Origin of the sequence: Methylophaga sp. UBA5088 (genome assembly GCF_002414625.1) — a bacterium.
GTDB classification, from domain to species: Bacteria; Pseudomonadota; Gammaproteobacteria; order Nitrosococcales; family Methylophagaceae; genus Methylophaga; species Methylophaga marina.
Map to the genome: position 1 here is coordinate 11,519 of NZ_DIAC01000130.1, position 11,224 is coordinate 22,742.

General features: G+C 42.6%; 14 protein-coding genes. 13 read left to right on the forward strand and 1 reads right to left on the reverse strand.

All coding sequences use genetic code 11. From position 1 onward, the window contains the following. From B4K20_RS16075 to B4K20_RS16120, 10 genes are all read left to right on the forward strand, one after another. Positions 1–492: amidohydrolase family protein (locus B4K20_RS16075; RefSeq protein WP_289283687.1), on the forward strand; the 492-nt coding region annotated here is incomplete at its 5' end. Continuing rightward, a complete protein-coding gene (gene fhcD / locus B4K20_RS16080; protein WP_007144228.1) occupies positions 489–1,388 on the forward strand; it encodes a formylmethanofuran--tetrahydromethanopterin N-formyltransferase in 900 nt (299 codons plus the stop codon). The genes B4K20_RS16075 and fhcD, both read left to right, overlap by 4 nt. After that, positions 1,385–2,200 carry a formylmethanofuran dehydrogenase subunit C gene (locus tag B4K20_RS16085; RefSeq protein ID WP_289283688.1) on the forward strand — a complete coding sequence of 272 codons (816 nt, stop codon included), beginning with the start codon at positions 1,385–1,387 and terminating at the stop codon, positions 2,198–2,200. Before fhcD ends, B4K20_RS16085 begins: the two co-directional genes overlap by 4 nt. A 90-nt stretch (positions 2,201–2,290) precedes the next feature. Beyond that, positions 2,291–3,295 carry a class 1 fructose-bisphosphatase gene (locus B4K20_RS16090; RefSeq protein WP_289283689.1) on the forward strand — a complete coding sequence of 335 codons (1,005 nt, stop codon included), beginning with the start codon at positions 2,291–2,293 and terminating at the stop codon, positions 3,293–3,295. A 34-nt stretch (positions 3,296–3,329) separates the two neighbouring features. Continuing rightward, entirely contained in the window at positions 3,330–3,803 is a 474-nt protein-coding gene (locus B4K20_RS16095) for a DUF4124 domain-containing protein (RefSeq protein ID WP_289283690.1), read from the forward strand. Positions 3,804–3,826: 23 nt separating this feature from the next. Beyond that, positions 3,827–4,294 (forward strand): DM13 domain-containing protein, encoded by a 468-nt coding sequence (locus B4K20_RS16100; RefSeq protein WP_286305971.1) that lies wholly within the window; start codon positions 3,827–3,829, stop codon positions 4,292–4,294. A gap of 52 nt (positions 4,295–4,346) precedes the next feature. Next, positions 4,347–5,351 (forward strand): alpha/beta fold hydrolase, encoded by a 1,005-nt coding sequence (locus tag B4K20_RS16105; RefSeq protein WP_289283696.1) that lies wholly within the window; start codon positions 4,347–4,349, stop codon positions 5,349–5,351. Positions 5,352–5,363: 12 nt separating this feature from the next. Further along, entirely contained in the window at positions 5,364–5,759 is a 396-nt protein-coding gene (locus B4K20_RS16110) for an MAPEG family protein (protein ID WP_286305973.1), read from the forward strand. A gap of 89 nt (positions 5,760–5,848) precedes the next feature. Further along, positions 5,849–6,373, forward strand: coding sequence for a lipocalin family protein (locus B4K20_RS16115; protein ID WP_286305974.1), 525 nt, complete (start codon positions 5,849–5,851; stop codon positions 6,371–6,373). A 49-nt stretch (positions 6,374–6,422) separates the two neighbouring features. Further along, entirely contained in the window at positions 6,423–6,854 is a 432-nt protein-coding gene (locus tag B4K20_RS16120; RefSeq protein WP_289243579.1) for an MgtC/SapB family protein, read from the forward strand. 15 nt (positions 6,855–6,869) lie between these two features. Here B4K20_RS16120 and B4K20_RS16125 read toward each other — a convergent pair whose 3' ends face one another. Next, on the reverse strand, positions 6,870–7,220 hold the full coding sequence (locus B4K20_RS16125; RefSeq protein ID WP_289283691.1) for a VOC family protein: 351 nt from the start codon (positions 7,218–7,220) through the stop codon (positions 6,870–6,872). A 183-nt stretch (positions 7,221–7,403) separates the two neighbouring features. On the opposite strand from B4K20_RS16125, the gene B4K20_RS16130 reads away from it, so the two are divergent. From B4K20_RS16130 to B4K20_RS16140, 3 genes are all read left to right on the forward strand, one after another. Then, positions 7,404–7,952, forward strand: coding sequence for a sigma-70 family RNA polymerase sigma factor (locus B4K20_RS16130; RefSeq protein WP_289283692.1), 549 nt, complete (start codon positions 7,404–7,406; stop codon positions 7,950–7,952). Next, complete coding sequence (locus B4K20_RS16135; RefSeq protein WP_289283693.1) at positions 7,952–8,950, forward strand: FecR family protein; 999 nt, start codon at positions 7,952–7,954, stop codon at positions 8,948–8,950. The genes B4K20_RS16130 and B4K20_RS16135 overlap by 1 nt, the downstream gene beginning before the upstream one ends. A gap of 76 nt (positions 8,951–9,026) precedes the next feature. Continuing rightward, positions 9,027–11,224: TonB-dependent receptor (locus B4K20_RS16140; RefSeq protein ID WP_289283694.1), on the forward strand; the 2,198-nt coding region annotated here is incomplete at its 3' end.

Sequence of the window (11,224 nt, forward strand, 5' to 3'; positions counted from 1 at the left end):
ATTAAGTTATTGATGGATAAGTCTTTCCGTAACGATATGCTGTCTACGCTGCATCCAGAAGCACAAAATGCCACACATCTAGCCTCATTGGATCGTGAATACAGTCTTTATGATATTGCTATCATGACGCGTGCTGGTGCAGCAAAACTGGTTGGACTGGCTGACCGTGGTCATTTAGGTGTCGGTGCTGCTGCAGATATTACGGTGTATACCGATCATGCTGATCGTGAAAAAATGTTCACCTCACCTGATTATGTGTTTAAAGATGGCAATATTGTTGTGAAAAACGGCGAGCTGGTGAAAGTCATTTGGGGAACGACTCATGTGGTCAAACCTGAGTATGACAAAGGTATTGAAAAACCTTTAAAAGAATACTTCGATAAATATCACACGATGACGATGGGTAACTTTAAAATCAGTGATGACGAAATTGTTGATGATGGCCGTGGCAGCTTGACCGTACAGCCGTTGAAAAAGGGAGGCAAGTTATGATTATCAACGGCGTCACAATAGATGAGACGTTTGCTGAAGCTTTTCCAATGAAAGGCACACGGCTGATTATTACAGCATTAAATGCCAAATGGGCCATGATTTCAGCACAAGCATTCACCGGTTTTGCGACTTCTGTTATCGCCTGTGGTTGTGAAGCAGGTATTGAGCGCGAACTGGATCCGAGTGAAACACCGGATGGTCGTCCAGGTGTCTCAGTACTTATCTTTGCAATGGGTGGTAAAGGTCTGGCGAAACAAGTAGAAACGCGTGCTGGCCAATGTATTTTAACGTCACCTACATCAGCCTTGTTTTCTGGACTGGATAACAGCGAAAAAGAAATCGCTCTAGGTCAGAACTTGCGTTATTTCGGTGACGGTTTCCAGATTTCGAAAATGATTGATGGTAAACGTTACTGGCGTATTCCTGTCATGGATGGTGAGTTTTTAACACAGGAAAAGACCGGTGTTCATGACTCTGTCGGCGGTGGTAACTTCCTGGTCTTAGCTGAATCACAAGCGCAAGCATTAGCGGCGTGTGAAGCAGCGATTGAAGAAATGAGAAAAATTCCAAACGTCATCATGCCTTTCCCGGGCGGAGTTGTAAGGTCAGGTTCTAAAGTGGGCTCCAAGTTTAAAGCGCTGAATGCGTCTACCAATGATGCTTTCTGTCCGACCTTAAAAGGTCAGACTAAGAGTGATTTATCACCAGAAGTTGAATCGGTCATGGAAATTGTAATTGACGGTTTGACCAAAGAAGATATTGATAAAGCAATGCGTGTGGGTATACAGGCGGTCTGTGATTTAGGTGCTGAAAATGGTATTCGTCGTATCAGCGCGGGTAACTATGGCGGTAAATTAGGTCCATACCACTTCCACTTGCAGGAGATCATGGCATGAGTGCATTAACATTCACGTTAAAAACATCACCTGCACAGCGGGTGGATTGTTCACCATTAACAGCCGACAAATTGGCTGATAAAACAACGGCGGAAATTGCAGCAACCACCCTAGTGGTTGGTAACCAAGCTGTACGTACGGATGAGATTTTTGATATTCAGGGTGATGATGTTGCGAATATTCATTTCGCTAAAGCCTCAGATAAACTGGATCATATCGGTCATGCAATGACCACGGGTAAGATAACTGTGGCTGGAAATGCAGGCGCTTATCTTGGACAGTTTATGGAAGCTGGCGATATCACCGTTAATGGTAATACCGGCATTTACACTGCCTGTGAAATGAAAGGCGGTACCATTAAGGTTAATGGTAATGCCGGTGATTTCCTGGGTGGTGCCCGTATTGGTTATAAGAATGGTATGACGGGTGGTACTGTGATTGTCACTGGTAATACGGGTGCAAGAACAGGTGATCACATGCGTCGCGGTTATATCTTTATTGAAGGTGATGCCGGTGATTACTGTGGCTCAAGAATGGTGTCAGGTACGATTGCCGTATTAGGTAACGTGGGTAAACATTTTGGTTACGCGATGAAACGTGGCACCTTATTACTGACCTCAGCACCGAAACAAGGTATATCTGCTAACTTTAATGATTGTGGTTCACATACATTAGCGTTTTTGCCGCTGATGTTTGCGTCATTTAAAAAGTTTGATACCAAGTTTGCCGAGATTGAACCTTTTTCACGTGTTCAACGCTATGCTGGTGATGTTTCCGGCATAGGCATGGGTGAGATTTTAATTAAGATTTAAACCAGAAAAACCCGGCTTCTAGCCGGGTTTCTTTTCTCTCCGTGTTAGAAATGATGATAGCTTTAATGTGTTAATGACGGGGATGTCTTTATGTCTGATATCGGACAATCAGTTAATCAACTCATTGTTGAAACGCAACGTGCTCACCCATCAGCGACAGGTGATTTAACAGGACTGTTGAATGATGTCATTAGTGCCTGTAAAAAAATCGCAAACCTGGTCAATCGAAGTAGTATTTTAGGTCTGGAAGGCTACGCTAACAGCAATAATGTGCAGGGCGAGCATCAGAAAAAACTCGATATTCTGACCAATGATGTCATGGTGGAGCACTTAAACTGGACCGGTCATCTGGCGGCGATGGTGTCAGAAGAAATCGATGACATTATCACTATTTCTGATGATTACCCAAAAGGTAAGTACTTACTTTGTTTTGACCCATTAGATGGATCGAGCAATATCGATATCAATCTGAGCGTAGGTACCATCTTTTCTGTATTACGCTGCCCTGAAGGCATTGAAAATCCCAGTCACGAACATTTTCTACAAAAAGGCACAGAGCAAGTCTGCGCCGGATTTTGTGTGTATGGTCCCACCACTATGCTCATTCTTACCACTGGTTTTGGTGTAAATGGCTTTACCTTGGATAGAGAAGTGGGTGAGTTTATTTTGACTCATCCGAATATGCAGATCCCAGAGGACACGTCTGAGTTTGCAATTAATATGTCGAACCAGCGTTTTTGGGAACCGCCTGTTAAACGCTATATTGATGAATGTATTCAAGGTGTAGATGGTGTGCGCGAGAAGAATTTTAATATGCGCTGGAATGCTTCCATGGTCGCCGAAGTCTATCGCATTTTGACACGTGGAGGGATTTTTATGTATCCACTCGATAGTCGTATCGCACAGCAAGGTGGGAAGTTACGACTGCTGTATGAAGCCAACCCGATGAGTTTTATCATTGAGCAAGCAGGAGGGGCTAGTAGTACGGGTAGAGAACGTATTCTGTCGCTTCAACCCGAATCTATTCATCAGCGTGTACCCGTTATTCTGGGCTCAAAACATGAGGTAGAAAGACTGGAGTCTTATCATCTTTGAGTTGTCCATCCCAAAAGGATTTTGGAGGTTAAGGATGTTACGTGTTTTATTGTTGCTAAGTCTGGGCATCAGCATGGTTGCTCAGGCAGATATTTATAAATGTGCTGAAAAAGGCCAGATGCATTTTCAGGATAAACCTTGCCTGTCACAGTCTGAAAAGGTTGACATACGACTTCATCAGTCTTCTAAAGACGATATTGATCAACAAAAGCAACGCACGGCCGCTTACAAAGAAGGTGCGCGAATTCAAGAAATTTTAACGCTCAAGAAAAAGAATATAGCGCTACAACGCCAAATTGATGATTTGGCGGTAGAAAATAAGGCGAAATATGAGGCCTTGCAGCAGCAGACTTATGATGTGGGTAATGGCATGGTTGCTACACGTGATCCCACAGTATTAGAAAATATGCGAGTAGTGCTGCAACAGCATTTACAAGAAATAAAACACTTACAGCAGGAAATAGAAAACAATAAAAACCATATACAAACGCTATCTGCTCAACGATGATAGTCATATGAGAGGGGAGTGCGATGAAGAAAGTATTACTGTTACTCACTCATAGTGTCATGCTGGTAATGGGGTTTGCCTTGGGCATTTATGCATTACCTATTCTCACGCAGCCAGATAAACCTTCGATGGTTGAGATTGGTCAAGTGGCCACCTCAGCACTATTCACCGGCGACTTTGAACGTGATCTTGAGGGGAGTGATGTGCTGCATTATGGTAGCGGCACGGTCTACATCAGTGCTGACAAGATCGCCTTTGATGGACAGATTACACCTGGTCCAGATTACAAGTTGTATTTATCTCCTCTGTTTGTTGAAACGAAACAAGCGTTTCTAGCCAATAAAGATAAGATGATAAAAGTAGGTGATGTCAGAACCTTTAATGGTTTTATGCTGGATATGCCTGAGGGTATTAGTCCGACTGATTATCAGGCTGTAGTGATTTGGTGTGAATCATTTAATATTTTCATTACAGCCGCCAAATATCATTAATGATGTTAAGGCAAACTAAGTTTAAAAAGGTAATAAGGTAGTGATGACATCTATGTTCCGCGTCCTGAGTTTTTTTGTCGTTTTGTTGCTCATCTGCAGCGCCGCATCAGCAAAGAATAAATCCGGTTTCAGATTAGAGAATTTTGACTATCCTTATCCAGTCCAGTTTATGTCTCTTTCCAGCCAGAAAAAGCAGCTTGAAATGGCATATATGGATGTAAAACCGACTACTGAAGCGAACGGGAAAACCGTCGTTCTGTTACATGGTAAAAACTTCTGTGCAGCCACATGGGGGGAGACTATCCGCACGCTGTCAGCTGCCGGTTATCGTGTTGTGGCAATCGACCAGATAGGCTTTTGCAAATCATCCAAGCCTATTGATTATCAGTACAGCTTTCATCAACTGGCAACCAATAGCAGAAGCCTGTTAAACCAGTTAAATATTGATAAAGCAGTGGTGGTCGGACATTCAATGGGTGGAATGCTAGCCACACGTTATGCCCTATTGTATCCGGATAATGTTGATGCTTTATTTCTAGTAAACCCCATTGGGCTCGAAGATTGGTTAGCGAAAGGTGTGCCTTATGTGTCGATTAAAGACTGGTATAAAAACCAGTTAGGTCTGACCGCTAAAAAAGCCAGAAACTATCAGCAAAACACCTATTATGCCGGTCAGTGGCGTGATGATTATCAACACTGGATCGATATGTTGATGATGCCATACAAGGCAGATAAGGAAGATTCAGCCTGGTTGTCGGCCATTCACTACGACATGATTCTAACGCAACCTGTAGTGCATGAATTTGATCAGCTTTCGGTGCCGACCTGGTTATTTATTGGCGAAAAAGACAATACCGCGATTGGTAAAGCTTTCGTCTCTGATGAGGTGAAAAAACGACTGGGTAATTACTCAGTGTTAGCGAAAAAAACAGCAAAAGCGATTTCAGGATCCCATTTAGTGTTATTCGATGACTTGGGGCATTCTCCTCAAATTCAAGATCCTGAACGTTTTCAACAGTCATTGATGAATGCATTAAACAATGTGTTTTCTAAATAAAGCGAGTGATTTATGCCAGTTCTATTATGGGTGTTATTTATTGTAGCGATTCTACCAATGTTATTGGCCATGTTAGGTGGCTATTGTCGATATAAACAGTTTGGCAAATTTGATAACCATTACCCACGTGCACAACAAGCACATATGACCGGTTTGGGTGCTCGGGTACTCGCCGCTCAACATAATGCTTGGGAGTCATTGATTTTATTTTCTGCTATGAGCTTGTTGGCCTACGCCTCAGGCCTGAACCTGGCAGATTTTAGTTACCCGGCGGGTTTGTTCTTATTAAGCCGACTGTTCCATCCGCTATTCTATATTCTCGATATGGATACATATCGTTCGCTAGTATTTTTGATTGGCTTTTTTAGTGCTGTATACATTGGAGTCAAAGCCTTACTGGCATTTTAGTTTTTTATAGTGTCTAAAGGGAAACAATAGCGCCTGTTTGTGTCCTACTGATATTGCCTCATCCATAATAATAATCAAAGGAGAGAGATATGCGTCTATTCGGGATGCTGTTTTTTTTAGTTATCAGCGCTGTGGCTTGTACTGGCACACCAAAAGGCGTGACAGCAGTAGATAATTTTGTTCTAAATCGCTATCTCGGAAATTGGTATGAAATAGCCAGATTAGATCATGGCTTTGAGCGGGGGTTAAGTAACGTCACGGCACAATATTCTCTAAAAGGAGATGGTGGTGTCAAAGTGATTAACCGTGGTTACTCAGCAGAAGAAAAAGAGTGGAAACAAGCAGAAGGTAAAGCCTACTTTGTTGATGGTCCTCATAAAGGTCATCTGAAAGTTTCATTTTTTGGTCCATTCTATGGAAGTTATGTCATCTTTGAACTAGATGATGATTATCGTTATGCCTTTGTTTCGGGTCCGAATCATGATTATTTATGGTTACTCTCACGAACACCTACAGTGTCTGATGAGGTAAAACAACGCTTTATCAATAAAGCAAAAGCAGCTGGATTTGATACCGAAGAACTCTTGTTTGTTGAACAAAAAACGTTGAATTAAAGTACTCGCTAATGGCATGGTAGGACTTACAACTCAATGAGATAGCATCATGCCCGAAATTAACTTTGATCAGGTTTGGTTTAATTTATATCAAATCGGTATTGCTTTTATCCTAGCTCTACCTATCGCAATGAATAGAGAATATGTCGATACCGGGGGGGCCGGTTTAAGAACCTATCCTTTAGTGTCTATTGCTTGTTGTGCCTTTATGCTAGTCGCAATGGATGTCTATCAAGGAAGTGATGCGGAAGCACGAGTGATGTATGGCGTGATTACCGGTATGGGATTCATCGGTGGTGGTGCTATTGTTAAAGAGTCTGGTAGAGCGATGGGAACAGCCAATGCGGCTGGAATATGGTTAACAGGTGCAATAGGGCTTTCAGTCGCTTACCGTAGGTATGAAATTGCTATTGTTCTGTCGCTGATAGGTTTTCTTATCTTTCAATTTGGTAGCTACCTGAAACGACGCCATGAATCATAAAAAGTGAGTGTGAGTTTATTCGGACCAGACTGCATATTCATTACCATTTGGATCTGTAAAATGAAAACGGCGTCCACCGGGGAATGAAAAAATGTCTTTAACAATTTCACCGCCAGCCGCTCTTACGTGTTCAAGGGTAGTCTCTAACGTTTCGCTATAAAGCACAATCAACACGCTACCGGCATCTTGAGTCGATGAAAGTGGCGTTCTATAAAATCCACCATCAATACCCGCGTCTTCGATGGCTATATAATCTGGACCATAATCAATAAATTTCCACCCGAACACATGACTAAAAAAAGCTTTGGTTTTGTCTAAATCCTGAGAAGGAATTTCAAGGTAGTTAATTTTTCCCGTTTGTTTCATTCTTTTCTCCGGCAGTATCGCTTAAGTTGAGACACTAACTGTAAATCTGTTTTATAGATGGAATAATACAGTTGTATGCAAATGAAATAAATTTGCTTTCTAATAAAAACAAAAGTTTGCATACGATATGTGTTTAAATGATAATAGTTATCATTAATATCTTTTACGGTTTCACCGCTGAACATGTCGAGTAATAAACAGATTGCTTTTAATCAGCCGAGTGATGAAAGCAGTTTCATCACCTCGTTGTATGAAAATCATCACTATTGGTTGACTGGATGGTTATGTAAAAAATTAGGCTGTTCACAAAATGCCAAAGATCTCACACAGGACACCTTTGTTAATGTTATCAGTAAGCAAAGAGATTTAACTCAAATCGAAGAACCTCGTCCTTGGTTGCTGACCATTGCCAAACGCTTATTAATTGATAAACGGCGCCGCTCTTTATTGGAACAAGCGTATTTAGAAGAGTTAAAAGTTAGCTTGGATGATGCTGAACCAATACCATCAGAAGAAGATGTTTATGTGGCGATCAATGCATTGGATAATATTTCTCAGGCGTTAGATAAGTTACCTATACATGTCAGGCAAGCTTTTATTCTTCGGCATATTGATGGTTTAACCCAGTCTGCTATTGCCAAAAAACTGGGTGTATCCACGAGCATGGTGCAGAAATATTTGATTCAAAGTTTAGTCGCCTGTCAGCAAGTGTTTGAAACAGAGTCGTATTAATGGTCACGAGTTCATCAGCTGAAAGGACTGATTCGGAAAACATCGCTACTCAAGCTGCAGAGTGGTTTGTGTTAATGTCTGATGAAGAAAACCCACCATCAGCAGCACAAAAACAAGCCTACTTTGACTGGAAAAACCGGGATCCGCGCCATGCCGATGCGGTGGATAAGTTAAACGCCATGTTGGGCAGTATTCAGCAATTCCCCCGGTCAGCATCGAAGGCGGCATTATCTGTCTCGGTCAATGACAGACATCATCAACATTCCTGGCAAACCCTGGCAAAAACATTTGTGCTGCTAATGGTCGTTTTTCTGCCAATACTTACTTGGTCGCCAAATAGCATTACGCTGATGATGGCTGATAAAAAAACAGATGTGGGACAATGGCAATCCTTCACCCTGGCAGATAATTCAGTTATCACACTGAGTAGTGATAGTGCTATTAATGTCGATTTTAATAACACTCAACGAACCATTCATCTGTTGAAAGGGGAAATACGACTCAAGGTCAGTAAAAATCCGCAGCGACCGTTTGTAGTGAGAACAGAGCACGGTCGTCTCACCGCTCTGGGTACAGAGTTTAGTGTGGATAAGCGGGACGATTACAGTTTACTGAAAGTGATCGAATCTAGTGTAGCGGCGACCTGTCAGCGACAAGGGTGTGATGTTAAACCTCTTCACCCAGGTCAGCAGATTCGTGTTTATGCAGAACATCTGGGGAAGGTTACTGACTTTAGTGTCAGCGATGCAAGCTTGATGTGGGACAAACACCAGTTAATGGTGGATGGTATGCCGTTAGGGGATGTGCTTGCGATTCTGAGTCGTTTTCATAAAGGGTATATCTACTTTGATGATCAACCGTTAGATAATTATCATGTCTCAGCGGTACTGCCTCTAGATAAGCCGCTGGAGGCATTAGCCTTATTAGCAGATTCATTCCCAATAAAAGTCAGCACACTCACTCCGTGGTGGACAACGATTACGATGACATCAAAATAATAAAATGATGTTCTTGGTGGTGATTTCCTTATCTCATTCGTCAACGTTAATAAGACAAATGAAATAAGGGAGTCTCATGTTTATCAATCGTTTTCTTTCACCAGCACGGTTTCGCTATAGCCTGATGGTGTTTCTATTAAGCTGGCTTTCCATTGCTTCGGCAGTAGAGAGTGGCAAAAAGCCAATTGACATTGCTGCAGGTTTTTTATCAACCAGTCTCACTCAACTTGCCAGTCAGGCAGATATATCCATCGTGGTGAATACCGATCTGGTAAAAAATAAATCAGCAAAAGCAATTAAAGGTTTATACACGCCAGAGAATGCGTTAGCTACATTATTAAGCGGTCATAACCTTAAAGCAGAAAATACCGGGACAGGCTTTGTGATTAAAGCTGTAGCAAATGATGAAGTGGTATTAAATGCCATTGATATCAATGCAAAAGTAGTAAGAAAGTCATTACAAACGGAAAAGTACGCCGGTGGTCAGGTAGCCAAACAAGGTCGTGTCGGTATCTTAGGTAATCGCGATGTGATGGATACTCCGTTTAATATGACTAACTTCACCAGTGATTATATTGACGATATACAAGCAGAGACATTAGCCGATGTAGTGGCGACAGATCCTTCAATTAGAACAGCACATGTGAGTGGTGGCATGCTGGATTCTTTCCGTATTCGTGGGTTTACTATGAATGAAGGTAATTCAGGCGATATCGCCTTTGATGGTGTGTATGGTGTGGCTTCTAATTACCGGGTGTTGGCTGATTATGTCGACAGAGTCGAGGTTATAAAAGGCCCAGCGTCTATGATCTATGGCATCTCACCAAACAGTAGTGTTGGCGGCAGTATCAATATCGTGCCCAAACGTGCTCTGGATGAAGACTTAACACGATTTACCGCATCTTACGCTTCTGATAGTCAGTTAAAAGGCCATCTTGATCTGAGTCGACGTTTTGGTGATGACGAGCAATTTGGGGTCAGATTTAACGGTACTGTCAGTGATGGTGATACCGAACGTGAAAACCAATCACGCGAGGTCGAGTCATGGGCCTTAGCTCTGGATTATCAAGGCGAAAAACTGAGAGTGACAGCCGATCTAATTCATCAAAAAGAAGATCTCGATGCCCCATTGCGCCATCTCTGGTTAGCCAGTGGTGTGGATGTCCCATCGGCCCCGGATGGTGAACATAATATTACTCAGGACTGGGAATGGTCGAAGGTGGATGACAAATCATTACTGGTCAAAGCCGAATATGATATCCATGACCAATTAACCTTCTTTGCTGATATCGGTGGAGGCAGAACCCGTGTATCCAGATTATTTGGCTACCCTAGCATTACGAGTGCATCTGGTGATGTGACCGTTACACCAAGTAATGCGGATTTTAATGTGGATAGATATACCGTCAGTACCGGCCTGAGAGGCTGGTTTGACACGGGTATGATTAATCACAATATGACGCTGCAATTAACCGAGTATCGCGATCAGCTCGAAAAAGCGACGATCAATGCCAGTTCTTCCTATTTAAATAATATGTATTCACCGACCGATCAGGCTGAGATTATAGTTGCTAATCCGCAGCATGCGCCCAGAGTCAGTGAGAGTCGGCTGCGGGGGATTGCCTTAGCAGATACTTTGTCTATTCTGGATGACAGAGTGCAACTGACATTGGGCGTCAGAAGGCAGCAGGTGGAATCAGACAGCTTTAATGCCAGCACAGGTGCCGTCACTACTCATTACAATGAAAGTGCCTTAACACCGATGGTCGGCATAGTATTTAAACCCTGGGAAAATGTATCGCTTTATGCCAACCGCAGTGAGGGCTTGAGCAAAGGCGATATTGCCCCGGACAGTTCAGCTAATGCTGGAGAAGTGTTTGAGCCCTACAAAACCAAGCAATACGAAGTAGGGGCTAAAGTTGATTTTGGTGAGTTTACATCGACAGTCAGCCTGTTTCAGATTGAAAAGCCCAGTTATCAAACAGTGAACAATATCTCGTCTGTTTCGGGTGAGCAACGTAACCGAGGTATTGAAATGAATGTCTTCGGTCAATTAACGTCGGATATCCGTGTATTAGGTGGTTTCATGTTGCTGGATGCGGAATTAAATAAAACTAATAATCCTGCAACCAAAGGTAATACACCTGTCGGTGTAGCTGAGCGGCAGGCGAATATCAGTGCCGAATGGGATATGCCAATGGTGCCTGAGTTAACCTGGACGGCAAACCTGATCTACACTGGCAAACAATACGTGAATCAGACCAATACTCAGAA

Excerpts from the sequence above, each read along its gene's own strand:
- B4K20_RS16130 (WP_289283692.1), top strand. The coding sequence starts at position 7,404 with ATGTCGAGTAATAAACAGATTGCTTTTAATCAGCCGAGTGATGAAAGC.
- B4K20_RS16120 (WP_289243579.1), top strand. The coding sequence starts at position 6,423 with ATGCCCGAAATTAACTTTGATCAGGTTTGGTTTAATTTATATCAAATC.
- B4K20_RS16115 (WP_286305974.1), top strand. The coding sequence starts at position 5,849 with ATGCGTCTATTCGGGATGCTGTTTTTTTTAGTTATCAGCGCTGTGGCT.
- B4K20_RS16100 (WP_286305971.1), top strand. The coding sequence starts at position 3,827 with ATGAAGAAAGTATTACTGTTACTCACTCATAGTGTCATGCTGGTAATG.
- B4K20_RS16105 (WP_289283696.1), top strand. The coding sequence starts at position 4,347 with ATGTTCCGCGTCCTGAGTTTTTTTGTCGTTTTGTTGCTCATCTGCAGC.
- B4K20_RS16110 (WP_286305973.1), top strand. The coding sequence starts at position 5,364 with ATGCCAGTTCTATTATGGGTGTTATTTATTGTAGCGATTCTACCAATG.
- fhcD (WP_007144228.1), top strand. The coding sequence starts at position 489 with ATGATTATCAACGGCGTCACAATAGATGAGACGTTTGCTGAAGCTTTT.
- B4K20_RS16135 (WP_289283693.1), top strand. The coding sequence starts at position 7,952 with ATGGTCACGAGTTCATCAGCTGAAAGGACTGATTCGGAAAACATCGCT.
- B4K20_RS16090 (WP_289283689.1), top strand. The coding sequence starts at position 2,291 with ATGTCTGATATCGGACAATCAGTTAATCAACTCATTGTTGAAACGCAA.
- B4K20_RS16095 (WP_289283690.1), top strand. The coding sequence starts at position 3,330 with ATGTTACGTGTTTTATTGTTGCTAAGTCTGGGCATCAGCATGGTTGCT.
- B4K20_RS16125 (WP_289283691.1), bottom strand. The coding sequence starts at position 7,220 with ATGAAACAAACGGGAAAAATTAACTACCTTGAAATTCCTTCTCAGGAT.
- B4K20_RS16085 (WP_289283688.1), top strand. The coding sequence starts at position 1,385 with ATGAGTGCATTAACATTCACGTTAAAAACATCACCTGCACAGCGGGTG.